Origin of the sequence: Amycolatopsis sp. DG1A-15b (assembly GCF_030285645.1) — a bacterium.
Lineage (GTDB): Bacteria > Actinomycetota > Actinomycetes > Mycobacteriales > Pseudonocardiaceae > Amycolatopsis.
In genome coordinates this window covers 6873627-6899825 of sequence record NZ_CP127296.1, presented here as the reverse complement: position 1 = coordinate 6899825, position 26199 = coordinate 6873627, and the positions used below count along the sequence as shown (strand labels likewise).

General features: G+C 65.5%; 22 protein-coding genes and 2 pseudogenes. 13 read left to right on the top strand and 11 right to left on the bottom strand.

The window, feature by feature from the left end; genetic code table 11:
• Window positions 1–323 precede the first annotated feature (323 nt).
• Window positions 324–1612 (top strand): annotated as a pseudogene (locus QRY02_RS31615) (IS701 family transposase).
• An 18-nt stretch (window positions 1613–1630) separates the two neighbouring features.
• On the opposite strand, the gene cutA reads toward QRY02_RS31615, so the two are convergent.
• The 3 genes from cutA to QRY02_RS31600 form a co-directional block, all read right to left on the bottom strand.
• Window positions 1631–1957 carry a divalent-cation tolerance protein CutA gene (gene cutA, locus QRY02_RS31610; protein WP_285986465.1) on the bottom strand — a complete coding sequence of 109 codons (327 nt, stop codon included), beginning with the start codon at window positions 1955–1957 and terminating at the stop codon, window positions 1631–1633.
• Window positions 1958–2094: 137 nt separating this feature from the next.
• Window positions 2095–2568 carry a GNAT family N-acetyltransferase gene (locus tag QRY02_RS31605; protein WP_285986464.1) on the bottom strand — a complete coding sequence of 158 codons (474 nt, stop codon included), beginning with the start codon at window positions 2566–2568 and terminating at the stop codon, window positions 2095–2097.
• Window positions 2565–5606 (bottom strand): orotidine 5'-phosphate decarboxylase / HUMPS family protein, encoded by a 3042-nt coding sequence (locus QRY02_RS31600; RefSeq protein WP_285986463.1) that lies wholly within the window; start codon window positions 5604–5606, stop codon window positions 2565–2567. Before QRY02_RS31600 ends, QRY02_RS31605 begins: the two co-directional genes overlap by 4 nt.
• 276 nt (window positions 5607–5882) lie before the next feature.
• On the opposite strand from QRY02_RS31600, the gene QRY02_RS31595 reads away from it, so the two are divergent.
• The 9 genes from QRY02_RS31595 (at window position 5883) to QRY02_RS31555 (ending at window position 12666) form a co-directional block, all read left to right on the top strand.
• Complete coding sequence (locus QRY02_RS31595) at window positions 5883–6863, top strand: thymidylate synthase (protein WP_285986462.1); 981 nt, start codon at window positions 5883–5885, stop codon at window positions 6861–6863.
• Window positions 6860–7414 carry a nucleoside-diphosphate kinase gene (locus QRY02_RS31590; RefSeq protein ID WP_285986461.1) on the top strand — a complete coding sequence of 185 codons (555 nt, stop codon included), beginning with the start codon at window positions 6860–6862 and terminating at the stop codon, window positions 7412–7414. Before QRY02_RS31595 ends, QRY02_RS31590 begins: the two co-directional genes overlap by 4 nt.
• Window positions 7411–8673, top strand: coding sequence for a radical SAM protein (locus QRY02_RS31585; RefSeq protein ID WP_285986460.1), 1263 nt, complete (start codon window positions 7411–7413; stop codon window positions 8671–8673). Before QRY02_RS31590 ends, QRY02_RS31585 begins: the two co-directional genes overlap by 4 nt.
• Window positions 8600–9364, top strand: a complete 765-nt coding sequence (locus QRY02_RS31580; RefSeq protein WP_285986459.1) for a 3'-5' exonuclease — start codon at window positions 8600–8602, stop codon at window positions 9362–9364. The genes QRY02_RS31585 and QRY02_RS31580 overlap by 74 nt, the downstream gene beginning before the upstream one ends.
• 66 nt (window positions 9365–9430) lie before the next feature.
• Complete coding sequence (locus tag QRY02_RS31575) at window positions 9431–10303, top strand: aldo/keto reductase (RefSeq protein WP_285986458.1); 873 nt, start codon at window positions 9431–9433, stop codon at window positions 10301–10303.
• Window positions 10304–10346: 43 nt separating this feature from the next.
• Window positions 10347–10811, top strand: a complete 465-nt coding sequence (locus QRY02_RS31570) for an NUDIX hydrolase (RefSeq protein ID WP_285986457.1) — start codon at window positions 10347–10349, stop codon at window positions 10809–10811.
• Between the two features lie 282 nt (window positions 10812–11093).
• Window positions 11094–11498 (top strand): hypothetical protein, encoded by a 405-nt coding sequence (locus tag QRY02_RS31565; protein ID WP_285986456.1) that lies wholly within the window; start codon window positions 11094–11096, stop codon window positions 11496–11498.
• A 127-nt stretch (window positions 11499–11625) separates the two neighbouring features.
• Complete coding sequence (locus QRY02_RS31560) at window positions 11626–12057, top strand: DUF6624 domain-containing protein (RefSeq protein ID WP_285986455.1); 432 nt, start codon at window positions 11626–11628, stop codon at window positions 12055–12057.
• A gap of 285 nt (window positions 12058–12342) precedes the next feature.
• Complete coding sequence (locus QRY02_RS31555; protein ID WP_285986454.1) at window positions 12343–12666, top strand: hypothetical protein; 324 nt, start codon at window positions 12343–12345, stop codon at window positions 12664–12666.
• 365 nt (window positions 12667–13031) lie between these two features.
• On the opposite strand, the gene QRY02_RS31550 is transcribed toward QRY02_RS31555, so the two are convergent.
• From QRY02_RS31550 to QRY02_RS31540, 3 genes are all read right to left on the bottom strand, one after another.
• Window positions 13032–13640: a hypothetical protein gene (locus QRY02_RS31550; RefSeq protein WP_285986453.1), complete on the bottom strand. Its 609-nt coding sequence runs from the start codon at window positions 13638–13640 to the stop codon at window positions 13032–13034.
• 1 nt (window position 13641) lies between these two features.
• The gene (locus QRY02_RS31545; protein WP_285986452.1) at window positions 13642–13920 is read right to left on the bottom strand and encodes a hypothetical protein; all 279 of its coding nucleotides are present in this window, start codon (window positions 13918–13920) and stop codon (window positions 13642–13644) included.
• Window positions 13921–14151: 231 nt separating this feature from the next.
• Window positions 14152–14898: an exonuclease domain-containing protein gene (locus tag QRY02_RS31540; protein ID WP_285986451.1), complete on the bottom strand. Its 747-nt coding sequence runs from the start codon at window positions 14896–14898 to the stop codon at window positions 14152–14154.
• A gap of 112 nt (window positions 14899–15010) precedes the next feature.
• Between QRY02_RS31540 and QRY02_RS31535 the strand changes: the two genes are divergently transcribed.
• Window positions 15011–15592: a Uma2 family endonuclease gene (locus tag QRY02_RS31535; RefSeq protein WP_285986450.1), complete on the top strand. Its 582-nt coding sequence runs from the start codon at window positions 15011–15013 to the stop codon at window positions 15590–15592.
• A 94-nt stretch (window positions 15593–15686) separates the two neighbouring features.
• On the opposite strand, the gene QRY02_RS31530 is transcribed toward QRY02_RS31535, so the two are convergent.
• Together QRY02_RS31530 and ligD (QRY02_RS31525) are read right to left on the bottom strand one after the other, a co-directional pair.
• Window positions 15687–16589, bottom strand: coding sequence for an AbiV family abortive infection protein (locus QRY02_RS31530; protein WP_285986449.1), 903 nt, complete (start codon window positions 16587–16589; stop codon window positions 15687–15689).
• 100 nt (window positions 16590–16689) lie between these two features.
• Window positions 16690–17085, bottom strand: a pseudogene (gene ligD, locus QRY02_RS31525) (non-homologous end-joining DNA ligase LigD); the annotation flags it as partial.
• A 1011-nt stretch (window positions 17086–18096) separates the two neighbouring features.
• On the opposite strand from ligD (QRY02_RS31525), the gene QRY02_RS31520 reads away from it, so the two are divergent.
• A complete protein-coding gene (locus QRY02_RS31520; protein ID WP_285986448.1) occupies window positions 18097–18318 on the top strand; it encodes a hypothetical protein in 222 nt (73 codons plus the stop codon).
• On the top strand, window positions 18315–19298 hold the full coding sequence (locus tag QRY02_RS31515; protein ID WP_353068006.1) for a sigma-70 family RNA polymerase sigma factor: 984 nt from the start codon (window positions 18315–18317) through the stop codon (window positions 19296–19298). The genes QRY02_RS31520 and QRY02_RS31515 overlap by 4 nt, the downstream gene beginning before the upstream one ends.
• Here the strand turns inward: QRY02_RS31515 and ligD (QRY02_RS31510) are convergent.
• The 3 genes from ligD (QRY02_RS31510) to QRY02_RS31500 form a co-directional block, all read right to left on the bottom strand.
• On the bottom strand, window positions 19279–20115 hold the full coding sequence (gene ligD / locus QRY02_RS31510; RefSeq protein ID WP_285986447.1) for a non-homologous end-joining DNA ligase LigD: 837 nt from the start codon (window positions 20113–20115) through the stop codon (window positions 19279–19281). The genes QRY02_RS31515 and ligD (QRY02_RS31510) overlap by 20 nt on opposite strands.
• Window positions 20112–20489, bottom strand: a complete 378-nt coding sequence (locus QRY02_RS31505) for an ATP dependent DNA ligase (protein WP_285993967.1) — start codon at window positions 20487–20489, stop codon at window positions 20112–20114. The genes ligD (QRY02_RS31510) and QRY02_RS31505 overlap by 4 nt, the downstream gene beginning before the upstream one ends.
• A gap of 213 nt (window positions 20490–20702) precedes the next feature.
• Window positions 20703–26111, bottom strand: coding sequence for a tetratricopeptide repeat protein (locus QRY02_RS31500; RefSeq protein ID WP_285986446.1), 5409 nt, complete (start codon window positions 26109–26111; stop codon window positions 20703–20705).
• Window positions 26112–26199 lie beyond the last annotated feature (88 nt).

The following is a 26199-nucleotide window of genomic DNA, read 5'->3' as shown; positions in this document are numbered from 1 at the left end:
GCAGAACCGTGCAGGATCAATGCTGGCCGAGGAATAGCAGCAGGCTGGCCGGGCAGGTTCGGCCAATGCCATCACGCACGCGCCCAACTGCTTTACGTCGAAGGCCGGACAGTCGCGGAGGAGGTCGGCGCGGTCAACTTCCTCCGCCGACCTTGCCGGCAGAGACAGCTCGGTACGCCCAGCAGTTCGGATTCAGGTGGTAGCCCGCCAGCTGACGCGGTACCGGGCGACGCCGGCGGTTTGCGAGCTGCTGTCCCGGCTGATCGCCTAGTACTCCAGCGGCACTTCGTTACCGGTAGGTGTAGCCTGCTGGTCTTGTGATCGTGGATGCGGATGTCGAGGCGTGGGCGGCCGGCCTGGAGGACTTGTTTGCGCTGGTGGCGGGCCGGTTCTCGCGGGCTGAACCACGTCGGCGTGCGCGGGCGTATGTGCGGGGGTTGTTGGCGCCGCTGGCGGGCAAGAACGGGTGGACACTCGCCGAGGTGGCCGGTGACGCGACACCGGATGGGATGCAGCGACTGCTGAACGCGGCCAGTTGGGACGCCGACGGTGTCCGTGATGATGTCCGGGCGTATGCGGCGAAGCACCTGGGCGAGCGGGACGGTGTGCTGATCGTTGACGAGACCGGGTTTCTGAAGAAGGGCACGAAGTCCGCGGGTGTGCAGCGGCAGTATTCCGGCACGGCCGGCCGGGTCGAGAACTGCCAGCTGGGCGTATTTCTGGCCTATGCCACCGGACGAGGCCGGACACTGATCGACCGGGAACTGTATCTTCCGAAGTCCTGGATCGCCGATCGTGCCCGATGCCGCGACGCCGCCGTTCCCGACGAGGTCGAATTCGCCACCAAGGCGGCGCTGGCCACGACCATGCTCGCCCGCGCACTCGAGGCCGGCGTTCCCGCGTCCTGGGTGACAGCTGACGAGGCCTACGGCCAGGACTCGAAGTTCCGGACATGGCTGGAACAGCACTGGATCGGCTATGTAGTCGCCGTTCCCCGCAGCCAGACCATCCCCGCCATGACCGGTTCTGCCCGCGCCGACCACGCCGCCGAGCAGGCGCCGGAGCAAGCCTGGAAACGTCGCTCTGCCGGCGACGGCGCGAAGGGGCCACGACTCTACGACTGGGCAGTAGCGTCCCTTCTCGCCGGCGAACACACCCCGCCCGGATGGACCCGTTGGCTACTCATCCGGCGGCAGATCACCACTGCCGACAAAGAACCCGAGCTTGCCTACTATCTGTGCTGCGGCCCCGAGGACACCAAAGACGCCGAGCTGGTCCGCGTGGCCGGAGCTCGCTGGGCCATCGAAGAATGCTTCCAGAGCGCCAAAAACGAAGTCGGCCTCGACCACTACCAGGTCCGCCGATACGACGCTTGGTACCGGCACATCACCCTGGCCATGCTCGCCCACACGTACCTCGCCGTCACCGCCGCGATCACCCCAAAAGCCCTGGCAGCGGCCTCATCCCTCTCACCCTCGCCGAAATCCGCCGTCTCCTGGCACACCTGACCCGCCTACCTGACCGCATCCACGCCTGGGCCTGGTCACGATGGCGACGACGTCACCAGCACCGCGCCAAGACCAGCCACTACCGACGACGACACCACACCTAACGAAGTGCGGCTGGAGTACTAGGCCCTGGCGCTCGTCGAATCCTCGAGCCATCGCAGGTAGCTGGCTGAGCCGCGTACGAGCTCAACGGCGGTCACCTCCGGCTTATCCCACGGGTGCTGCTCGACGATGTGCGCTTCGAGCTCCGCATAGCGCGCGTCCGTGGTTTTGAACGTCACGTTCCACTCCTGACCCTCGCCCTGCTCGCCGAGATGCCAGAGGAACGACGCCACAGGCCCGGCGACCTGCGCGGTGGCCGCCAGGCGGGCGGCCACCGCCGACCCGGCGATCATCGCGCCAGACGCGCGGTCCGGTGTGGTCGTCGTCACGAGTAGGTGAACAGCCATGCGAGCAGCTTAGATCTGCACCAGATCCGGCCCGGTGGTGCGATCCGTGCTAGATGCAAGTGTGAGTCAGTCGGACAACTCTCAGAAACTAGCGGTCGGCGAAGTTGAGTGGGTGGAGCGTCTATCCGGCACAGGTGTCAGAGCTGGCGCTCGTACACCGCTCGGTGTTTACCGGGTCCCTTGTAGTCAGAAATCACGGATACGCCGTTGAAATCTTGATCACCCGGAACGTTGACGAATCCGCGCCGTGTCCACGTGTTGTGCGCTGTGGTGTTGTCCGGCTCCGAGGTGAGATAGAGGCGAACCGCTCCCAGCACCGTGGCGCGCTGGCAGACGGTGTCAAGCAGGGCCGAGGTGATGCCTTTACGGCGGTGTTCCGGGTGGGTGATGACGTCTTGGATGTAGAGGTCATCTGGGTTGTCTTGGCTGTGGAAGGCCATGATGGCGCCGACAAGTTGCCGGTTATCACGCGCGATGGGGCACGTGCTGGAGAAGAGGGTGGCGTAGAGCCAGTAGTCGGAGGCGGTGCGTGGCCGGATGTAGGGCCCGCCGAGCTTCATGAGTTCGATGACCTCGGGGATGTCGTGCTGGGCGAGGGAGGTGATCTTCACAGTGTCCTTCCACCGAGATGTACCAGTTCAACGAGGTTCTTGGCCGCGGTGGCGGGGTCGATTGCATCGATGATGCTGCGGCCGATGATGAGGATGTCCCAGTCCGGACTGGTGAAGACGGCGGTGTCGGTGGCGCTGAATCCGCCGCTGACCGCGACGGGCAGCGCGGTCCAGGTGCGGAGTTCGCGGGCGACGTCGAGGGGTGCTGTGCTGCCGATCCCGATGTCGATGTTGGTGGTCACGGTGAGCCCGTCGACACCGACGCGTTCCATTTCGGTGATCCACTGGTGGCTGGTGTTGACGGGCACGTCGATGAGGATGGGGACGGCCAGGCGTTGGCCGGCCTCGACTGCGGCGCGGACGCTGGCTGCGGTGGCAGGCCCGATGAGCTGGACGATGTCGGCTCCGGCCTGGGCGGCGAGCATCACCTGGTCCCGTCCCCAGTCGGCGGACATCATCTCGACGATCACGGTGGTGTCCTCGACAGCGGTCTTGATCTGCTCGATCGCGCCGACGCCGGCTTTCTTGATGAGCGGGTCGCCGACTTCGATGAAGTCGGCGCCGGCATCGGCGACGGCGCGGGCGACGTGGACGGCGTCGGCGACGTCGTGCAGGTCGAGTGCGACCTGGATGGAGCGGCGGCCGCGGGAGCGGCGGAACCGTTCGCGGATGCGGTCGGTGGCGTCGGTGTCTGACGTGGCGGCCGTGGTGTGGGCCGCTTCGCGGCGCACCAGGCTGCGGTCGCTGTTTTGTCCGCGGGCGATGAGCTGCGATCGGAGTTGTTCGGGCGGGGCGAGATGTCCGGTGCGAAGTTCGCGCAGGACGGTCAGTAGCACTCGGTCGTCGCGCTGCGAGTCCAGGTGTTGCTCGGCTGCGTGGAGGATGAGGAAGCGCTCTTTGCTCGGCCGGATGTGTCCGGGGGGTCGGGACCAGGCGGGCTCAGTGGCTAGGACGGTGAGCGCGGCGTGGACGAGATCGGGGCGGCGCGATGGCAGGCCGAGCCGGTCGAGCCCGTGCAGGGCTCGCTCTCGGACGTGCCAGTTGTCGTCGTTAAGCAGGGTCTGGAGGTGGTTCACCGCGTCCTGGCCGGGCGCGTGGGCGATCACGGGGGCGACGGCCGCGCGGACCTTGTAGTCGGGATCGCGCACGAGTCTGGCCATGACGGTGAGGCCCGTGTTGTCCACGATGACCGCGGCGTCGCCGAGCGCTTCGGCCAGTGCTGCTCGCACGCGCCAGTTCGCGTGGCCGAGGAAGGTTTCCAGGGCGTGGCCGGTTGAGTCGGCGAAAAAGAGGTAGAAGTGCCGTGCGAAGTAGGTGGCCTCGTCGCTGTTGGCGAGGTTGGCCAGGTCGAGCAGGGTGTAGGCGTCGGTGCTGTCGAAGTTGGTTTCGACGAATTGGGTGATCTCGGGCCACAGCGTGGCGCCGAATTGCTGGAGCTGGGTCAGCAGCCATCGGTAGCGGCCGGAACCGAGCGCGTGGTGCAGTCGTTTGCTGCCCAGCAGGGCGCGGCTGAGGGCCGGGTCCGCGTTGCTCTGTGCCCGCGCTGCGCAGGTGCGCACGACCTCCGGGGTGAGGAACCGAGAGCCGCCGGCGAGGGAGATCATCAGCGGGACAGTGGTCCGAAGTGACGTGTTCGGGGCTGCTGTGACGCTGTCCAGGAGCGTGGCGTTAACGGCGTCGATGCGCTGCAGCACCAGGTCAAACAGGCTGCGGGCTGTGCTTGAGGTCGCAGCTCGATCGGCCAGTTCGTTGAGCGCTTGTACGGTGGGTACCGAACGTCCGTGCTCCAGTATGAGGTCGGCGATGCGGGTTGCGAGGAAGAACTCGCCGAGGACGTCGTGGGCGAACTCGGGTTGACGATGCGGGGAAAGCTGAACCAATGTCGCGGGCATGTCGGGCAATTCGATGGCACGTAACGATATGTCGATATCGCGACGGAGTGCCGCCGGAATGTTCTGGATTCCCTGGTGCTGGGCGAAGGTGCTCAGCTGTGCGGATCTGCGGCCGGCGTGGTCGTCGCCGAGAATGCGGCCGACGCAGCTTTCGATGAGGGCGTACGAACCGAGGTTGCCGCCACCTGGGCGAGGAGGCGATTCGAGGGCCAACTTCATGTACAAGGGCGTCCGTACGAGTTCGCGGACGTTGGCCGGAAGCGCGTCAAACGGCGAGTTCGTCTGCTGCTCCCAGAGCTGCCGGGTCTGTGTTGGCGACCACGGCGCCAAGCCGCGCTTGGCGGCCCCGTCTGTTGCCCCCGATCGAGTGAACAGAGACGCGTGGAGCAGGGGAAACGTGGTCGTCTCGACGGATGGTGGCGTCCGCACGGTCAGCAAAAACCTCAGGTACGGTGCGGTGACTTGACGCAGAATCTGGTCGATGTGCCGACCGACCGCGGTGAAGGTGTCGTGGTCTGCGATGCCGTCGACGAGGACCAGGCAAGGTCGGTTGAGCCGCGTGCTGTGTTCTTCCAGCGTGAGCAGCGCGTCTTCTCCGCGCGGGATCGAGGCGTAACGAAGGATCTCGGCCGCGAGATCGACAGTACCGAGTTCCCAGCCACTGACGGTGAGCAGTTGGCAGTCCACGTCGCCGGCAAATTGGCGGGCAAGGTGGCGGGTCAGGCTCGTCTTGCCCGTGCCGGCAGCACCGGTGACCAGGAAGACACGGGCAGACGAGGCCAGGAAGTTGCGAGCGTGGTCAACTATCCCGTCCGGTGCGGTGTACGGCAACGGAGTTCCGGGCCCAGGGACGACCGCATCGATGAGCGTGGCCGTTCGGGTGGCTGAACCGGCGCCCAACCGGCCACCGGCGACGCCGCGTTCCCGGTCGAAAAGCTCACGCTTGTCCTGGGGAAGTCGGTTCAATTCGGTAGTGAGAGCCTCGATCGTCTCGTGCTGCAACGCCGCGGCGCGATCAGGGTTTTCCCAGCCGACGACCGTGCTCTGGGCGTAGCCCAGACGCGTGGCGAAGGCGCGCTGGCTGAGGTTCTGGACCTTGCGCAGCAGCTTTACCTCAGACGGAGTCCAAGAGGGCAGCCGGGTCACTGAAACGTCCTTCGTCCGGTGGAGTGATCACCAGTTTCCTCGAAAGTCCAGCGTAGCGACATATCCAGCGACCAACACTGATCACGGCCGATCATCACCCGAGCACGCAGCTCTTCCCCGGCTCGCGCCACACCCAGCACGCTAGTTCACGAACCTCCGCCGCTGCGGATGCTGGCCGGGGCCGACCAGGGAGCTGCCGTGTTCGATCACCCATCACCATCGCGAACCTCCTTGACCCCGCCGTCGTTCCCCGGCTTCCACGAGGCGTACACCGCGGTGCTCGCCGACCTGATCCAGTCACCCACCCGGATCAGCACGCGGGGAAACGCCGGACCGGAACGACTTAACGTCTCCTTCCAGCTTGAGAATCCCGCCGCACGAGTACCGCTGTTCGCCTCCCGCAAGGCGAACGTCGTGTTCAACCTCGCCGAGGTGCTGTGGTTTCTCGGCGGCCGCGACGACGTGGAAATGGTGCGCTACTACGCGCCCCGCATGACGTCGTACTCCGTCGACGGACTGACCATCGCCGGCGCCGCATACGGAACCCGGATGTTCCGCCCCGCATCGGTAACCGGCCGCTCCGCATTCGACGCGACACTCGACCTGGTCCGCTGCGATCCGGACACCAAGCGCGCGGTCATCCCGATCTTCGGAGCCCACGAAGTCGGTGACGGCTCCCACCCGGACGTCTCGTGCACCATCGCCTTCCAGCTCCTGCGGCGAGACGGCCGGCTGCACGGCGTGTGCTACATGCGCGCCAACGACGCCTTCCAGGGGCTGGTCTCCGACGTCTTCTCCTTCACCTTCATCCAGGAGCTCGCCGCACAGCTCCTCGGCCTCGAACTGGGCACCTACGCCCACCACGTCGGGTCGATGCACATCGGCGACCAACACGTACCGAAGGCCCGGGCCGTCGTGGCCGAGGCCGGATTAGCTCGGCAGTCACACAGTCCGGCACGGCCGATGCCGGCCGACACCACCTGGGACGTGGTCCACGAGCTGTGCGCGCAGGAAGCGCAGCTACGGGCCAACCGCATCCGACACACCGGCGCATCGCTCGCCGCGACCGGACTGCCGCAGTACTGGCAGCAACTGGTCGCCCTGCTTGAGGTGTACCGGCGGATCGTGCACGAGCCGGAACGTGTCATCGACGACGACGTGCTCGCCTTACTGGACCCTTCGCACCGGTGGCTGCTGCACCACAAGTGGCCGACACGGGTCCCACCCACAACCGAACTCGATCAGGAAGCACGATGACGGATCCGGCGCCCGAACGGGTCGACTGGTCCCGCTGGACGGTTGTGCTCCTGAAGCCCGATTGCCTCGAACGCGATCTGGTCGACGCCGTCCTCGAACGCGTGAGCACCGAGATCGCCCTCATCGTGGTCGAGCGCGTCACGGTAGCCGACTGGCAGATCTTCGTGCACTACTGGGACCTGCTCGCCTACCGTCACCGCCTCGACGTCGACGTTGCCGCCTGCCTGCGCGACCGCTATGTCGGCCACGACGTCGTCGTCGCCCTCGGCTACAGCGCGACCCCCGGCGTCGACACCGCAACTCGCGTGCGTGCCCTGCTCGGCGACTTCGACCCCAGTACGGCAGAACCCGGAACCATCCGCGCCGACCTGGGAAACGACAGCTTGGCCGCCGCGCGCCGCGAACACCGGCTGGTCGACAACCTCATCCACACCTCCGACGACGTCACCGCCGCCGCCCGCGACTTCCACACCTGGTTCGGCGGCCACCGCGCCGCCGACCTGCTCCGCCCACCTGCCACCGCCGACCGCCCGGAGGTACCGACCCCATGACCCGCACGCCGGTCACCCTCAACACCGCCATCACCCGCGGCACCGGACGGCTGACGATGATGCCGCCGGAACAGATCGCCAGCCTCGACCCGTACATGGCACAGTACGTCGGCTACCGCAAAAGCGGCCTGTCCCTCAACCACGTCATCGGCTGCCCGCTGGACTGCGCGTACTGCGTGCGCCACTTCTGGGGCAACTTCGAGCAGAAGGTCCCCAAGCTCATCGAAACGACTGCCAACGCCGTCCAAGCGCTAGTCAACCATCCCGGCTTCGAGCCGCACGTTACCCCGCTCCAGATCTTCAACAAGGCGACCGACCCGTTCCTGCCCGCGGTCAAACCTGAGCTGTTCGCCGCGCTGCGGGACCTCGACGAGCGCGGCCTGACCAACCTGGTCCTGCTGATCACCCGCTTCCGCGTGACCAGCGACGACATGGCCCAGCTCGAAGCGCTCGCGAACGTGCGCGTGACATTGCTGTTCACCTACTCCGGGATCGAGGACGCCCGCATCGAGCCGATCGCCAAAAGCTCCATCACCGTCACCTCGCTACGGACGGCGGCCGCGACGCCCGGACGCCGCACCAGGGTGCTGCTGTACTGGCGGCCGATCGTGCCCGGCTGGAACGACCAGCCCGAGACCATGGCCCGCGTGCTGGATGTCGGGCGCGACGCGGACGGCATCGTGTTCACCGGCTATTACCACAAGCCCGAGAACGCCGAATTCATCACCTCCCTCGGCGTCGAACTCCCCTACGGGATCGACGACGTCGCCCGCCGCAAAGCCATGCCGGCGGAAATCGACGCGAAGGTCGTCGCCGCGTGGCAGGCGTCCGGGATCAGCACACCGCTGTACCGCAAGACCTCCTGCGGGGTGTCCGCTGTACACGGTATCGCCGACTACAACGGCCACTGGGGCGTCAACGAGCTATGCGACATCTGCCCGCTGGCCCAGCAGAACCGGTGCCGCGACGCCCACCGCCCGCCCACCGAAGCCGAACTCGACACGATCTTCGGCAAGCTCGGCTACTCCTCACCCGTCGTCTACGACGTAGGGCACGTCTGGACGAGCGGGCTGAGCGAACAGCAGCGCTACCCGATCCAGCACCAGACCGGCTACCAGATCTGGGACACCACACTGCCGCACTTCACCGGCAATCACGGCCGTTCCCTGGTCGGATTCACCCCCGATGAGGCGGATCAGGCGCACATCGCGGAGGTTCGCCACCAACTCGCCCACGCAACACGGTTCGATGACGAGTAACCGACCTGAATCGAACGGAGCTACCGTGAGCAACCACACCGCTGCCTGGACCGAAGCCAAGCTCGTCGCCATCGACCTCGAAGGCAGCGGACCTCAGGACCCCGCCGGCGAAGCGATCCTCGAAATCGCCCTCGTGCCGATCCACCACGGTGCACCCGACCTCGACCACGCGTTCAGCTCCCTGATCAACCCGGAACGAAAGATCACCCGCAGCCCCTGGACGTCCCCTGGGATCACGAACGCCGTCCTTGAGCACGCACCGACCCTCGACGAGGTCGCACCGAAGATCATCGAACTCGTCGCCGGCGCATGGCTGGTCGGCCACAACGTCCGCGTCGACTGGCGCTTACTCACCAAGACCCTGCCGACCGCCGAACCAGTCGGGCTCATCGACACGCTGCGCCTGGCCAAGCACCGCCGACCCGAACTCAAGAAGGGACACGGGCTCCAAGCCTGGATCGAACGTCTCGACCTGACCGACACGATCACCCAGGCCGCACGCGACAGCCAACCGCACCGCGCGCTTTGGGACACCGTCGCGACGGCGACGCTGCTCGAAGCCTTCATGCGCGACCAGCCGGCGACCAACACGGAACTCGACGCACTCCTGACCATCGCCGGGCTCGACCTCGACGGAAACCTGCATCCGACGAAACCCGCCGATCAGCAATCCCTTTTCGATTCCCTCTAATCGCCCAAGTCCGTGAGGGCCCAGTCGGTCAGAGAGGACGCCCGCCGATAAGTGAGGAGAAACGCCATGCCCGACGACAGGTTCGCTAGCACCCGTCCGGTCCTCCCGATCGGGGCGACAGCAGCCCGCCGCTTGGGATTCGGATCCATGCAGCTCACCGGCCCCGGACACTGGGGCCGACCGCAACACCCCGACGAGGCGATCAGTCTCTTGCGCGCAGCGGTCGACCACGGCGTCACGCACATCGACACCGCCGACGCCTACGGACCCCACGTCGCCGAAACGCTCATCCACGACGCCCTGCACCCCTATCCCGATGATCTGCTCCTCGCTACCAAGGGCGGTCTGACCCGCCAAGGCCCGAACAAATGGTCACCTCTCGGCAGGCCGGAATATCTCCGCCAATGTGTCGAAATGAGCCTCCGCAGGCTCAATCTCGAACGGATAGACCTCTACTACCTGCACCGAATCGACCTCGCAATCCCACTCGAAGACCAGCTCGGCGTTCTAGCCGACATGCAGTCGGAAGGCAAAATCAACCACATCGGCCTATCGAAGGTCTCCGTTCAGGTGATACGCCGGGCCCGAGAACTTGTCCTGGTCGCTGCAGTGCAGAACAAATATAGTATCGCGAACCGACTACACAACGACGTGCTGGAGTACTGTGCGACGCGGGGAATCCCATTCGTACCGTACGCTCCCTTGGGTGCTGGTCGGTTGCTTCGAGCTGACAGCCCCTTGGTTTCGCTGGCTCGGGCTCGCGGCGTCACGACCGCGCAACTCGCACTCGCCTGGCTGCTGCACGTTTCGCCAGTCGTAATGCCCATCCCCGGCACGTGTCGAACCGCCCACCTTGTGGACAATCTATCGGCGCACCAGATCGCTCTGAAGCCTGAAGAGATGAAGGAAATCGATATAGGTCTCGTTTCGGCCAGATAGCCTGTTTTTCTCGATACCGTCGAGCAGCTTAGGATGAATTACCGTGCCTTACACTAGCTTCGTTGACGTTCTGATCATCCTGGAGCGTGGCGAGCACGTGCTGCTCGCCCGGCGTGCAGGCACCGGCTACGCGGATGGACAGTGGAATCTGCCATCGGGCAAGCTCGAAGAGGGCGAAGACATGGTCGCCGCCATCATCCGCGAAGCCCGCGAAGAGATCGACGTCGAGGTCGACCGCGATGATCTAGAGATGGTCACCTCGGTCCATTGCCTGAATCCTGAGGGGAAGGCCAGGGTCGGGTTCTTCTTCCGTGCGCGGCGATGGCGGGGAGAAGCACGCAACGCCGAGCCGCACAAGTGCTCGCAGATCGCGTGGTTCCCGAAAGCCTCGCTGCCGGCGAGCACAGTGCCGTATACCCACGCGGGTGTGGAGCTCTACCGTCGTGACGAGCGCTTCGGGCTGCAAGGCTGGCCGCATCCAGCCGTGTCGGTGTTGGCGAGGCGCTGACGCACGTGGAGTGCCGGTCCGGTTGACCCAACGATCGCGGCACACGCGCTGCGGCACTTCCCCGATTGGTTGATTGCGACGACTCCAAGTGACACACCGTCGGCCGACGGCGACACGACCACGCCGGGGCCGCAGATGGAAAGCGCTGCCATGCCGCGCTGCTCAGCTTCGACGTTGACATGCGGAAGGACGACGACGATGTCCGTACCCTGTGACGTAGGCGCTTCAGCAACCTGCAACACCGCCTGGCACCGGTGCGAGTACTACCGGGCCGAATGTGGATTGCCCGTCCAGCTTGTCGACGGTGACCGGATCGTCCTGCAGCTCGGCGGGGTGTTCGGCGCGGTCACCATGCCCGCCGGGCTGGGCCGCAGGGTGGTGGCGAGCTTGCGGGTCCGGGCGATGCCGGCGCCGGCTCTGGCCCATCCTGGCGGGCAGCGATGGACCCTGCTGAGCGGCCCTGGCAGCGTGACACTGGAGGAGTTGGCCGCGCTGGTCCCGCTGGGCGTCAGCGTGGTCGGTGAGGCAGCTGTGGTGGTGCTGCCCTCTCCGGAGACCGAAGCGCTGGATCTGTGGCTTTGGGTCGAGCAGCCCACTCAGGCCGACTTGCCGTCGCAAGCTGCCTTGCTGGTCACCACGCGAGCGATGGCCGTTCCCGCGTCGCGGACTCGATCGGCGCAGCTGTGAGCCCGGCACGGCGACCCCGCGCCGAGCTGGCGGCGTTGCGCGACGAGCTGATCGCACGCGCGGCCGCGGACCAGCAGGCCCGGGCCAGCTCGACCCGGCGTGCCCCACGCCGCGGCAGTGGGCTGCCGTGCAGCGCGTCGACGAGGACAACCTGCGCTGGCTCGCGCCGATCGTGTCGGTCCGCGGCTGGCCCGGCGTGCGCGCCGTCGGGACCGACGGTGCGCACGCTGCCTGGATCCTGTCCCAGCACGCGCCCGCTGGGTATAGCGCCTGCTGGCTGCCGAGGCTGTGCGACGTCGTCGCCCGCGGTGAGGCAAGCCCGCGTGATCTGGCCTACCTCGCCGACCGAGTCGCCACCGACGAGAAGCGGGGCCAGCGCTATGGCACCCAGCGGCTGTACGTCGGCGGGCTCAACCGCCTCTACCCGCTGCACCGGCCGGCCGAAGTCAATCTCGCCCGGGCGGATGTCGGGCTCGACCCGCTTCCCGACGCCGACCTCGACACCGCCTACACCAGCTTCGAGGAGATCGCTGCCGCAGCCGAAGGAGCCCCATCGTGACGACCTCCCTGCAGTGGGGCGTCAGCCCCTACCACCGCGAACGAGCCCACACCGCACTACCGGGAACCGACGTCTCGGTCTGCACCCGGCACCTCCGCCAAGGACAACTCATCCTCGAGTCCCTCACGACGCACCGCCCCGCAGATCTGCGGATCTGTCCGGAATGTGCCGTCGACACCCTGGCGATACTCTGCCGCACCCCGTCACCGCACCCACGCAGCCCAGCTCGCGCGACCGTCACCACCCCCACGGGCTGGAACCGGTCGCCCGGTCAGGAGGACGATCATGGATGAGGTGCTGAACTCGACGTTGCGGATGGCGGTGCTCACCCGTCTCGACCACCTCGACTCCCTCGCCCGCGACGCCGACGAGCCATCCAAGGCCGTCCTTGCCGACACGGTGATCGCCCGGCTGACTGCGGCGTGGCGAGAGCTGCTGGCAGCGCACGCACCCGACCACCGCGGCCGGTGTCGCGCGTGCGCAACGCGATGGGGGCTACGCCGCGCGGAGTGCTCGGTATGGCGAACCGCGCACCGACATCTCGTCAGTGACTCGGCACAGCAATCCCCACGAGTGGCAGGAGGACGGCATCAACTTCGATCGGCCTAAACCGCCGCGATGCGCAATGACGCTACCGGCGTTGCCCGCACCGAAAGACCCTGACTTATGCTGCGCGCCTTCGGTCGGCTGCCTGTTGTGGTCCTGCTCCACCGGAGGCTGTTCCTGCCGGAGCGAGGATTCGCGGCGATGTCGGAAGTTTGTGCGTCCAGTCGGCCAACCGCGGTGTCGCGGTGCTGGCTGCCCGCAACTGCGTCCGTCTCGCACCTGCCATTCGGTGGCTCGCCCCGGTGCCGGCTGGGGCCGAGAGCGGGACCGTCGGCGGCGACTGCTTCCAGTTGTGCCTCGATGGTGCCGAGCGGACGTCTGCGGAAGGTGGGCAGTCGCCGCGCTAGCCACACGACCGATTCGCTGTCCTACTTGCCGCCGCGGCGATGCACTGCCGGTCCTTCTTGGACGCGAACGATAGACCACTGGTGTCCCGCGCTGGTGACGCCGACCTGGTGGGTCACGGCCCAGACGTCGTGGTCGATGAAGATCTCGCGGGAGAACGTGGAACATTCGCCGGGATCGATCGCCTTTACGTTGCGGCGGCTCGTGCGGACGATGTCGTCGTCCCAATGAGCCAGCTCGTTTTCGACAACGCGCCCGTCGACGTAGCGGTATTTGATCTTCGCGGTGACCAGCGGATCCCAGGCCGTGATGTTGCCGATGTTCTTCACTGACACTGTCAGCAGTCCAAGGGATGCTGTGTGCGGACCGTCGACCATCGTCACTTCGCTGTTTAGCTCGAGCCGCAGGGTGAACATACGGCCCCGGAAGAACCGGTAGTAGGCCAAGACCCCGGTTGTAAGCACGGTGACAGTGGTGCAGATGCTGCCGACTGCCGCGAGGGTGTCTTTGCTGGCGCCCAACCGGCTTGGATTGATGATCCCGCGTGTGACCAGGTATACGAGTACGAGCAAAACGAATAGGACGAGGAGAACTGGAGTCGCCCACAAGCGGATCCGGTCGAACTTCGACATGTCAGATGATTATTGCGATCAGCAGCGCGACGATCGCGAGGAGCAGGCTGCCGACGAGGATTAACGAGGGCAGGCGACTGGCCTTGTACCCGAGAATTATGGTCACCTTGAAGCTCGAGTTCTTGCGTTCACCGTCATCGGGTGCGTCCGACAAAGCAGAGCCCTCTCGTTCGTTTGAACGCCGGCAGATCAAGTCAGGATGAGAACAATCAGGACAGCGCACCCCCCGAGCAACATGCCAGCCCAAAACAACGATGGCAGGGGACTGGAGATCGCCCACATGCCGCCCCCACTTCCCTCACGTACCGGTCTCATGCTTATGTCGCTCACTTCCGACTGGGTAAGCCCGCCGCCAGTTCTGGAAGGTCGTCCACACCAGAAGCAAGTCGTTACAGCGAGCAGTCCGGAGACGATTGTAGCCCGATCGGGCCAAGCTGCCGTGGCGGGCTACCTGGCCGACGGGAGCTGCGCCGCCTGAGGACTTCAACGACGACGATCGGATCAAGTCGACTTATCCACAGGCGGTTTGAGGTGTGGACAATCTGTGGACAGTTCGCGGCGCTCTGCGAGCGCTCACTATGCGTTCCCGGTCAGAAGAGGCCGGGCTGATCGGCAACGTGCGCGCCTGGCTTCTTCGCCGGAACGAGGGTGATGCGCTCAAGGTCCATCTAGGTCGACCACTTACCGCGCGCAGGAACTGCTGGAAGACGGAGAGGGTGAGGCGGACGTCGGCGAGCGCGCGGTTTCGATCGCGGGGGATCTGCAGCTGCAGGTGCCGGGCCAGGTGGTCCAGGCTGTGCAAAGCGAGCTCCGGCTGGCACGCGCGGGCGAGCCGGACCGTGTCGAGCAGTGAGGTGTCGGCGCGGCGTGGGCAGTGGCTGCGCTGGCCGTGCAGCAGGGTCCGCTCGGTGGCGGCGTGGTGGGCGACGAGCAGGACCGCGTGGCCGGCGTCGGTCGCGGCCGCGTGCACGCGCCGGTCGAGTTCGGACATGGCCGCCGAGGCCGCCGGCGCGGTGGCCATCGGCCTCTTCGTGATTCCTGATGCCTGGTCGAATCTGGTGATCGGGACGTCTGGTGGCGGTGCCATCAGCGACTCGTAGCAGTCCAGCTCGGTGAACTGGCCAGTCGGCGAGAGCATGACCGTGACGGCAGCGACCTCGATGGGCACTGGCGGCCGTCCGGCAGGGGTGAGGCCTTCGAAGTCGATGACGACGAAACGCGTGCGCTGCACCCGGGGATCGTCGGCCAACTTGTTCATGGTCGGGGAATTTTATCTGTCGAGCGGAACCAGCCGTGTTTGTCGCTGACGAGTACTCTCCGAAACCGATGAACAGTGTCGAGCGGTGCGCGAGAAGGGCGGGAGACGCGGGATGACGACGTTGCCGGACTGGCTGCACCTGCCACCGGAGGGCATCACGGCCGAGGCGTACGAGGCGATGCCGGAAGACGTGTGCCGGCGGATCGAGGTCGTCGACGGCGGCGTCGTGGTCGTGCCGGCCCCGACTCGGTCGCATCAGACGTTCGTGCGGCATCTCGCCAGCCTCATCGAGGCTGCTGTGGGTGAGGACCTTGCTGTCGTCACCGGTGCCGACCTGCGGTTGCGTGACACACCGCTGCTGAACCGGCGCCCGGACGTGGTGGTCTACGACGCGAACGTTCCGGACGACCAGGTGCTGCGACCGGGCGATTGCACGCTGGTGGTGGAGGTGATGTCCGTCGGATCGGTGATCACTGATCAGCTGGATAAGCTGGCCGAGTACGCGGCCGCGGGCATCGAGCATTACTGGCGTGTCGAGAACTACGACGATCCCGATCGTCGTCAGGTTTTCCGTTACATAACCAGCCCGGCGAGCGGGACGTACCACCCCGCTGCACCTGGAGGGCACGCCGTCTCGACGAAAAGTCCGTTCGCAATCGATCTCGATCTACACGACGTGGCGAGAAAGCTCTGACCGCCGTCGGCGACGAGTGCTGACAGTTGTGAGTAGGGTATGCCGTCACCTGCATATTCCCTCATATGGCACCTAACTAGATAGCCTGAGTTGGTCAAAAGTAGTCGTAGCCGCCTTCGAAGCCGTCAAGCATCCCCATTTCGCGTGCCAGTTGTCGTTGGCGTGTCTCCTGTAGGTCTGCTCGATCCACTTCTATGAGAGTGAGATCGAGGCCTGCGAGAGGAAAGCTCCAGTTGTTCACGACGTCTCTCAGGGCTTCTGTGTCTTGGTCGGTGTACTCGAGATGAGCTGACCGGAGTTTAGTAATGACGGCGATGTTGAGCTGTCTGAGTTCTGCCCATCGCATGGTGTCGTCGACGATCGCGCCATCCCATACTCCGCGGGTGGCATTGAGTCCTGCCTCGCTGAGGAGGCCGACTTGATGCATCGCAGTCGTCAGCGCGGATATGGTGCTCGTCGGTGCTGCAGAGATGTAGTCTTCATCGACGTGTGCGAAGCGATCGGCGGGGCCGGTCCAGCGGCCCTCGTCGTTCTCGTCGACGACGTAGTCGACGTACAGCCGCTCTTCGCGGTCGGTGGTGATCTCGTTGCCGAAGATCCAATCCATCTCCATGGGGCCGTCCAAGTAGTACTGCTGCCGTAGACCATCGACGTATCCGCGGATCTCCGCGAGGTCTGCAGGCGAGCCCCGATAGGCCCGAACGTACAGGCCTCGGGCGAGGTGTTGGTAGAAATTCGTCATACACGATTTGACGGTGGTGTGATTCTTCCAACCGGCGCGGGCGAGGTCGAGCAGGATCATGACCTTCGCGGCTTCTTCGTCGGCGAAACACCGGAGGACTGCGGCGCCGCGATAGCTGCCAGAGGTGCTGAGTGTTCTGGCGTCTCGTTCGAGCGTGGCGACGTTGTCGGCCAGTAGTGCCAGGCCTTCACCCAGTACAGAGAAGCGTTCAGCGACGGGAAGCTGGCTGATGACTCTGAGGCGGCGGGCGTCCATGGACCTATGATCGCGCATCGGCCAGGCCGGTACGACCACATTTGCGCTGCGGCACAGCCGCGACGGTCGACTACCAGGGGGCTTGACGGTCCGCTGCACCTCAACGGCGGCTGGGGAGTCCTCGGGCTTGTCGGTCGGGCAGCTCGGCGCGGGTGTCGCCCAGGCCGACGAGCAGGTCTCCGTGGCGACGGACGCGGTCGAGGACGTCGTCGGCGGTGAACGTTAGCTGGGCAACGTGGCGGCAGGCTTCGACTTCCTCCCAGGTGATTGGGGTGGACACGGTCGGGTGGTCGCGGCCGCGCAGGGAGTAGGGCGCGACGGTGGTTTTGGCCGGGTTGTTTTGGGACCAGTCGATGAACACGCGGTTGGCGCGCTGGGCCTTGGCCATCACGGTGGTCACCGCGTCCGGGGTTTCGCGGGCGTGCCGTTGCGCGAGCTTCTTGGCATAGGCCGAGGGTGCAGCGGGATCATCGGTGTCGATTGCGGCGTAGAGCTGATCTATTGACCGGACTACGAGGCGACATGCCGAGGTGTTTGACCTGATCGAATGACCGGGACCGGTACTTCTCACGCACCTTGATCAAGAAAAGTGACGTGAGCGTGTTCGGTGAGGCGGACTGGAATATCGCAGCGATTCGGCTGCCGCGGTGGAATTGAGTGGTGGTGACTGAAGGGCCGGTGCCGCGGTTGGTCGTCGACAACGACGGTATGCCCGTACAGCCGATCCAGCGCTACCTGAACAATTTGTGGCCAGCAACACCAGCCCGACATCCAGCAAGAGCCAACGCTCAAGTCTCGGCGCACTGCGCGAGGCAGCCATCTGCCCAGTCCACTGAGGGGAAGTGGGCTATCACCGAACTCTGCCGGAGTGGATGACAGACCCGTCAACACTTCGAAGACCCGTAGACCCTCGTCGCATCCCACATCGCTCGCCGCTGAGCACGGGGATGTACATTGCGACCTAAGTCACAATATTTCTAGTTCCGGACTCAAGGCGCCCATGAGAACAGAGGCCGCCATGAAGACGATGCTGCCGACCCCGACATTCTCGGCTGAGCAGATGGATGTATGCGAGTCCGCCACCGAACTCTGCCGGAGTGGATGGCGGACCCGTCAACACTTCGAGCACCCGTAGATCCTCGTTGCACCCCACACATCGCTCATGGCCGAGCGCAAGGGATGTACATCGTGACCTAAGTCACATTCTTAGTGTCGACGGGCTCACCGGTCGGCTTCTCTTATCACACTTCCAGGTGAGCCTGGAGTGATGCCGATCACTGGACCTTCTCGCCCTGCGTCGGCTGGTGTTTACTTCGCCGACACAACTCAATCCGCCCGCGTACAGACCATGCCGGAGTGCTGTACGACGCGGCGAGCAAACACTTCGAGTCATGCTGGAGAACCGATGGGCGCCATAAGCTCACCGGGCAGTCCGACCGGGCAACCGGTCGGACCTGCCCGTCGTATCCGAACCCCGCTACCGAGTTTGGCTCTTGCGTTCCTAAGCTTGGCAGCGCTGACCGCCACCTATGTGGAACCTTACCTGAAAGTCGACGACGGAGTTCGGGAGAAGCTCGCACTGACCGCTTTGGCCGCGATCGGCCTCACTCTGCTTCGTGTCGTGTGGACCACATGCAGCCCATATGTCAAGGCAGCGGTTCGCAGATGGCTCGGCGTCGAAGGCCAGGATAACGACGATCCGCCGCCAAGTCAGCCGACGAGTTCGTGAAACCCAATCACACTGGCGCGACAACGTCATGCGGTCGTGACGCAATTCCTCGCCAGGAAATCGGAAGCAAAGAAGGAATCGGCCGACTTCAAGAAGTGCTCGAAGTGCAATCATTCCAGGAGCTTCTCAGTAGACTATTCATATTCCTTCAGCGACGAGCGCCCAGCAGGATGGATGCGGATGAAATTCTTTCGGAATCCATAATGAGCTTCGTGAGCTACGTTGAACACAGAGACGTCATGATAGACCGAGCCGAATTTGCACCCGTCTTATTTGGCATTGCGAAAAGGAAAATGGCAGATCATTGGCGCGAACAACGACGGCAGCGCGAAGTCTTGGTGGCTGACGTCCCTGCCGACACTCCTTCGAAAGAGTCATCGCCTGAAGATGTTGCCCTACTTCATGATGAGCTTAATCGCGCCTTGTCGACATTGCCACACCGCCAACGAGAAGCCATTCTCCTGCAGCTAAATGACTACAGCACGGCTGAGATATCGCAGATTCTCGGTATAAGCAAGCGTGCCACACTTCAGGTACTGACGCGAGCGCGGCGACAGCTAGCTGAGGCCATGTCTGGAGGGCGTCACCTCAGCGAACACTTACTGTCCGAGGTTGTCGAGCGTGACTCATTCGAGTACGGCAGCCATGTCATCAAGGTCAAAAACTTCGGGATCTCGTTGAGGGAAATGCGAAATAAACAAGAAAAACCAATGTCTCAATATGAGCTTGCTACGCGTATCGGGGTCGGGCGGCAGACTTATGCGCGCTGGGAACGAGGCGAGAGCATGCCCACACGATCACAAGCCGCTGTTCTTGACTCGACATTGCATGCCGATGGCAAACTAATCACACTTCACGATTCAATTGGCCATCCAAAAAATGGCTCGCAATTGTCCGGGGCAAGTTCCACTCAGACTAGCCAGGTTGCACGGTTTGCCAACAAAAGTCCTTCCGCCACCACTACTCGGCCGCAGTGCTAATAGAAGATCGCGGACGCACGTCTGGGCGCGAATTAGAAAAGATCATCCGATCCTTTCTTGGCAAGTTCGCCACCTTTCGCCCAGGTTGCTCGTCGCAACCAGGGACGGATGACTTCGACAGGCGCGGAGGCGAGTCCCTCCGTGTGGGGAAACCCGGCCCTCCTCCGACCCGAGGTGGCGCCAGCTTGCCCTCGCACCCGGGCCGGTCGACCGGGGGCACCGGGGCTCGCCCGACTGGTGGATGTCGCCGAGCAGCAATGAGGCCTCGCTCTGACGACAGATCTGGCAATCGCGCCAGGTCCGCTTGTGCACAGTGGCCCTTCCAAAGGCACGGCCAAAGCGGACAATAGTTGCTCCGGTTAAGCATGCCCTTCGAGCCGGACGTTTTCCCGAACGGCGTCAGGCCGTCATCGAGGAGCAGGTCGCGGAGGCGTTCGGCGACGCGGCAGCAATGGACGATCGAGGCGCCTGGTCCGGGATCGAGGTCGAACACCAGCCGGTCCGGCGGCAGCCGTCGGCCGTCGGCGTTTACTTGCCACTGCGGGACGTGCAACTCCAGGGCGGCCATGTTCGCGGCCCACACCAGCGCGGCGAGTTCGTCGAGCAGCGCGTACTCGATCACGCCGTCGCTGCGACCGGACCGGCTGCCGGTGCTGGACAGTCGGACCGTGGGCAGCCAGTCGGGCGCGCCGCGGGGGACGTTCTTCTCGAAAAATTGCTGCCCGCCGACGCCGTCGGGAAAATGGATGAACGTCACCGCCCGCCCGGCCAGGTGGGGCAGCAGGATGTCGGCGATGCGGGAGTAGTAGTTGATCACCTCACCCTTGGTAAAACCGTCGGGGTAGAGCGGCTTGCCCAGGTTAGACAAAGTGAGACGTCGATTGCCCGCTTGAACGGTGATGCGCTGGCCGACCGGTGCCGGGGACGCTGACTCGGCTGGAACGGGTTTTGCGCTGGCGCCGCGGCGGGCGCGTGGACAGATCGAGGGGCGAGGACGTCGGCGGGTTTCTTGTCCGCTCGAAGGCCGCGCCACGCGGTGCGGCGGACGCGGCCGGCGCGGGTGAATTGCCGGTAGACGATCTCGCCGACCAGGTCAGGCTGGACCCAGTGGGCGCCGCGGACGTCGTCGCGCGGCGGCGCGGCGGCGAAGGGATGCGTGCGGCGTTCGAGGGGTTGAAGCTCGGTGAGCAGGTCGGCGCGGGCGGCTTGGCTGAAGCCGGTGCCTTTACCGGACTAACCTATTGCGTCCGCGCACCACCACTCGCAGTCGAGTCTCGGCCAAGACTGAGGCACTCCACGCGCCCGTCGAGGGTGGCGGTGCACTTCTGTCAGCACGGCACCGCCACCCGCGAGCTCATCCTCCATCACTCGCCTGGTTGCCGACGTGCGGATGAGCTGTTGCGATCAATTGTCACCAGCGGTGTCGCTTGCTGCGGAGTTCAATTGTGCTGCGAGGTACTCGAACGAGCTCGCAACACTCGGTTCACGCCGGGCTATGCGACGTAAGCGGGCGGCACCTGCGGCACACTGGGTGGCCGTGCCGGTTCGGGCAGCTAACGCTATCGCTGTCTGCGCGTCCGCGGGAGGTTTCTCGTCGGACGACAACTCGGTCGCGGAGAGAGCAGCGCGCGCCGCGAGCAGGTACGGGCCGGTGAATGGTAGCTGGAGCAGGCCGGGGACAGCGTGGAGGAGGTCGTCCAGTAGGCCCGCGTTAAGGCATTCGAGGTGGTGCATTGCTTGGTCGGTGGCGAGCAATGGGTCGATGACCGCGTCGTAGACGTCGTCGATCGACTTGGTCGCTGACTGTTGGATGAGCCGCAGGATGCTGAGGTGCTGGCTGGCCACTGGGTGCTCGCTGGCGGCTTCCAGCACGGTGAGCGTGCGTGGGTCGGCGATCAGATCGGGGTGCTCCTTCAGGAATGCACGCGCTCCTTCCCAGGTTGGTGCGGTGAGCCAGGCTTGCAGGTCGGTCGCGTGAGCGTGCGCGGCGCGGTAGGTGGCCAGAGTTTCGTCTAGTCCCCGGTCGCGCACCTGCTCCAGGAGGCCGTACAGATCGACGAGGGTGTCAGCTTCCGGATACAGGAATCGGGCCAACGCAATATTGTTCTGCCCAGTGTTGGTCAGCAAAGTCGTGAAGTTGGCGCGAACGAACGACTCGCGCGCGTCCCAATCGCGGCTATTGAGCCACTGATTTAGGAGGATTACCAGCGATTCGGGTATGTCAGTGGTTGTCCAGGTCGGCAGTCGGGACCGGATATCCTCAGAGTTGGGCAGCATTTCCAGCACTTCGCCGACCATGTCGCGGATTTTGCGACGTGCGGAGCCACTGCGGGCAGGGAGGTCAGGCTCGGCGGCAGTCGATGCGGCTAATCTCAGATCGTCGAGAGCACCATCGATATCCGCTGAGCCTGCCGCAGAGGTGACGTCGATTTCTCCTAGGCGCCACTGAGACCGCATGGCGATCAACTCGGCTCGCGGTCCCGGGGTGAGCTCGCGCCACGCATCTAGAAAGGCTGTCAGGGCGCCGGCGTGGTCACCAACATCACTCCGCTGGTTGGCTTGGTTGTTCAGCGCCATGGCGAGGTCGGGCGTGAACGCGGCCGGGTTGTCCTTGGCCAGCTGGCGCAATAGGGTGACGGCTTCGTCGATGGCGGCCAGGGCGCCGGCGCGGTCACCAATCTCACTCCGCATGGTGGCTTGGTTGTTCAGCGACGCGGTGAGGTTCGGCGTGAACGCGGCCGGGTTGTCCTTGGCCAGCTGGCGCAATAGGGTGACGGCTTCGTCGATGGCGGCCAGGGCGCCGGCGCGGTCACCAACTCCACTTCGCTGGTTGGCTTGGTTGTTCAGCGCCATGGCGAGGTTCGGCGCGGACGCGGCCGGGTTGGCTTCGGCCAGTTGACGGTAGTATGTGACGGCTTCGTCGATCGCGGCCAGGGCGCCGGCGCGGTCACCGACATCACTTCGCTGGTTGGCTTGGTTGTTCAGCGCCATGGCGAGGTCGGGCGTGAACGCGGCCGGGTTGTCCTTGGTCAGCTGGCGCAATAGGGTGACGGCTTCGTCGATGGCGGCCAGGGCGCCGGCGCGGTCACCGACATCACTTCGCTGGTTGGCTTGGTTGTTCAGCGCCATGGCGAGGTCGGGCGTGAACGCGGCCAGGTTGTCCTTGGTCAGCTGGCGCAATAGGGTGACGGCTTCGTCGATGGCGGCCAGGGCGCCGGCGCGGTCACCGACATCACTCCGCGCGGTGGCTTGGTTGTTCAGCGCCATGGCGAGGTCGGGCAGGAACGCGGCCGGGTTGGCTTCGGCCAGCTGACGCCGCAGAGCGACGGCTTCGTCGATGGCGGCCAGGGCGCCGGCGCGGTCACCCACTGCATTCCGCTGTTTCGCTTGGTTGTTCAGCGCCATGGCGAGGTGGGGCAGGAACGCGGCCGGGTTGGCTTCGGCGAGCTGGCGCCGCAGAGCGACGGCTTCGTCGATGGCGGCCAGGGCGCCTGCGCGGTCACCAATCTCACTCCGCTGGTTGGCTTGGTTGGTCAGCGACGCGGCGAGGTTCGGCGCGAACGCGGCGGGGTTGGCTTCGGCCAGTTGACGGTAGTGTGTGACGGCTTCGTCGATGGCGGCCAGGGCGCCAGCGCGGTCACCCACGCCACTCCGCTGGTTGGCTTGGTTGGTCAGCGACGCGGCGAGGTTCGGCGCGAACGCGGCGGGGTTGGCTTCGGCCAGTTGACGGTAGTGTGTGACGGCTTCGTCGATGGCGGCCAGGGCGCCGGCGCGGTCACCCACGCCACTCCGCTGGTTGGCTTGGTTGTTCAGTGACCCGGCGAGGTGGGGCAGGAACGCGGCCGGGTTGTCCTTGGCCAGCTGGCGCCGCAGGGCGACGGCTTCGTCGATGGCGGCCAGGGCGCCGGCGCGGTCACCAATCTCACTCCGCGCGGTGGCTTGGTTGGTCAGCGACGCGGCGAGGTGGGGCAGGAACGCGGCCGGGTTGTCCTTGGCCAGCTGGCGCCGCAGGGCGACGGCTTCGTCGATGGCGGCCAGGGCGCCGGCGCGGTCACCAATCTCACTCCGCATGGTGGCTTGGTTGTTCAGCGACGCGGCGAGGTTCGGCGCGAACGCGGCCGGGTTGGCTTCGGCCAGTTGACGGTAGTGTGTGACGGCTTCGTCGATCGCGGCCAGGGCGCCAGCGCGGTCACCAACTCCACTTCGCGCGGTGGCTTGGTTGGTCAGCGCCATGGCGAGGTCGGGCAGGAACGCGGCCGGGTTGGCTTCGGCCAGCTGACGCCGCAGAGCGACGGCTTCGTCGATGGCGGCCAGGGCGCCAGCGCGGTCACCCACGCCACTCCGCTGGTTGGCTTGGTTGTTCAGCGACGCGGCGAGGTTCGGCGCGAACGCGGCCGGGTTGGCTTCGGCCAGTTGACGGTAGTGTGTGACGGCTTCGTCGATCGCGGCCAGGGCGCCGGCGTGGTCACCGACATCACTTCGCTGGTTGGCTTGGTTGTTCAGCGCTATGGCGAGGTTCGGCGTGAACGCGGCCGGGTCGTCCTTGGTCAGCTGGCGCCATAGGGCGACGGCTTCGTCGATGGCGGCCGGGGCGCCGGCGCGGTCACCGACATCACTTCGCTGGTTGGCTTGGTTGTTCAGCGCTATGGCGAGGTCCGGCGTGAACGCGGCCGGGTCGTCCTTGGTCAGCTGGCGCCATAGGGCGACGGCTTCGTCGATAGCGGCCAAGGCGCCCGCGCGGTCACCAGCGTCAGTGAGTCGAACAGCGAGGATGGTCGACCAAGTGGCGACAGCCTCGCGGTTGTTGCCGTCCGCGTTTGCGGGATCAGGTTCTGGTCGGCTGCGTTGTGTGGCGGTGAGCGCCAGCGTTCGGAGCGCCGCGTGTCCTTGGGGTATGGCGGTGGCGAGCTGTGCCAGCGGCAACGGTGTGTCTTTTCGCTCGGCGAGTTCTGTCAGCGTGGTGGCGAATGGTCCGCCTTGGTTCAGAGCAACTGCGAGGCCCGTCGACCACAAGGAGATATGGCGGTCGAGCAGTCTTCGGGTTAGGTCTTTGGCAGCCGAAGTATCCTGTTCTGCTGCCCGGGTAAGTACCGAACATGCCCGGAAGCCTTCCGCGATCGCGGCTTGCACATCAGCACCGACGCGCGGCGCGCCCGGATGCTCGGCCAACTGTCGTTCTGTCGCTGGGGCAACCGGTATACAACGATCCAGTAGGTAAGGGCTGGCGGTGAGTTCTCGTAGTACTAGCCGTTCACCGACGGGGTCGGGTCGGATCGCGAAGCCTTCGTCGGCGGTGTCCGAGGCGAGCAGTCCGATAAGCACATCGAGGAGGACAGCTCGATCGGGTGTGGGATGGGCCAATTCTTCGATTGCGGTGACAGCTCTGGTTGCTCGATCTGCAGTGGCTGGTCCGAGAAGTGTCAGGACGGCCCCCACTCGGGCGAGCAGCGATGAGGGGTATTCAGGCAGGCCGCGTTTCAAGCAGGTCCGCTGCCAGTATTCGAATTCTCGCTGCAGGACCCGGTCATACAATGTATCCCGCTGAGTCGGCAGCGCGTCGTCGATAGAGCTCTCGGTGGCCAGCCACGCCTGCAGCACCAGGTCCAAGGTGGTCCAGCGCGGGTTCGGCGGTGGCTGTTCGACGGCTGCGGCCGACCTGCCGGGCAGTTCAGCGAAGCGCTGCGCGGCGCGGCGGAACACGCCTGCTGAAGCCCGGTGCCGCCGTGGCAGCGGAACCAGCAACGGCGCGGCGGAACTCAGGCCGTCGCGCTCGGCGCCGCTGGTGATGGTCGTTAGCCAGTCGCCGGTTGCCCGGGCGGTCAGTAGCACCCTCGTCGGCTCTTCCCGGCCGCGGAGTGCCTTGAGCGTCGAGAGGACGCTTTCGGTGGTGGTGTCCTCGACGTAGTCCACGACGACCAACGTCGGTGACTCTACCCCGGCCAGCCAGGCCAAATCTTCGCTGCGGGGTGCCGGGTGCTTGGCGAGAAATCCGGCGTACCAGCCTGCCGCGTCCAGCCTGCGGCACAGTTCGGCGGCCAGGTGAGTCTTGCCGGCACCGCCCACGCCATGCAGCACCGCGAGTTCGACACCGTCGTGGACGGTGCTGTGTGCCTCGGCCCAGTCCAGCAGCAGGTCCAGTTCGTCGCGGGCGTAGAACGGGACCACGCCTTGGCGCGCCTTGATCTGGGTCAGCGGGCCGGCCTGCGGGTTGGGTTCCAGGTAGGGGGCAGTCAACGGCAGAAAATCCGGAGCCCGCCAGTCCTCCACGTCCAGAGCAGGAACGGTCCGGCGAGACAGCCCGACGTCGACGCTCAGCCCCCACCGCCACCGCCCACCGGCCGTGCCCGTGGAAGTGATCATTTCCGCGCCGTCGGCCACGGCGGCAGCCCAGTCCTTGGCCGCCGCGGAGGCGTTCGCTGGTTGGGTCGCGCCGGTTACATCGATCGCGAGGAAGGCCCCGGCTGACTCAACCGCAGGCCGAACCTCCCGCGTCAGCGGGAACCCGTCCTCGGTCACCGGCGCGGTGGCATGCACCACCTCGTGCAGCGGGTAGTCGGCTTGCGACGTCGGCCATGAGCCGTCCAGCCAGATCACCACGATCGCGTGCCCGGCCCCGCCGTGTCGCGGGTCCAGCACCGCGATCATCGGATGCAGTCCGGCATCCAGGCACGCCCCGGCGTAGGTCACGCACACGTCCAGGCAGGTCCCGTGCCGTGGCCGGGCCAGCACCTGGTCCACCGGCCGGACGGTCTGCAACCCCGCACCGCTGGTGGTCGGCTCACCGACATAGCGCACCCCAGCTTCGGCGAACACCTCGTAGATCCGCCGCGCTCGCTCGGCCGGCGCCTGGCTGTGCGGTCCAGGCAACCTCCGAGCCAGGCGCGCTGGCATAAGCCTGCGC

Bases quoted from the DNA above. Each gene is read 5' to 3' on its own strand.
- QRY02_RS31575 (WP_285986458.1), top strand. From the start codon at position 9,431: ATGCCCGACGACAGGTTCGCTAGCACCCGTCCGGTCCTCCCGATCGGG.
- QRY02_RS31590 (WP_285986461.1), top strand. From the start codon at position 6,860: ATGACGGATCCGGCGCCCGAACGGGTCGACTGGTCCCGCTGGACGGTT.
- QRY02_RS31535 (WP_285986450.1), top strand. From the start codon at position 15,011: ATGACGACGTTGCCGGACTGGCTGCACCTGCCACCGGAGGGCATCACG.
- QRY02_RS31540 (WP_285986451.1), bottom strand. From the start codon at position 14,898: ATGAACAAGTTGGCCGACGATCCCCGGGTGCAGCGCACGCGTTTCGTC.
- QRY02_RS31555 (WP_285986454.1), top strand. From the start codon at position 12,343: ATGGATGAGGTGCTGAACTCGACGTTGCGGATGGCGGTGCTCACCCGT.
- QRY02_RS31580 (WP_285986459.1), top strand. From the start codon at position 8,600: ATGAGGCGGATCAGGCGCACATCGCGGAGGTTCGCCACCAACTCGCCC.
- QRY02_RS31530 (WP_285986449.1), bottom strand. From the start codon at position 16,589: ATGGACGCCCGCCGCCTCAGAGTCATCAGCCAGCTTCCCGTCGCTGAA.
- QRY02_RS31585 (WP_285986460.1), top strand. From the start codon at position 7,411: ATGACCCGCACGCCGGTCACCCTCAACACCGCCATCACCCGCGGCACC.
- cutA (WP_285986465.1), bottom strand. From the start codon at position 1,957: ATGGCTGTTCACCTACTCGTGACGACGACCACACCGGACCGCGCGTCT.
- QRY02_RS31550 (WP_285986453.1), bottom strand. From the start codon at position 13,640: ATGTCGAAGTTCGACCGGATCCGCTTGTGGGCGACTCCAGTTCTCCTC.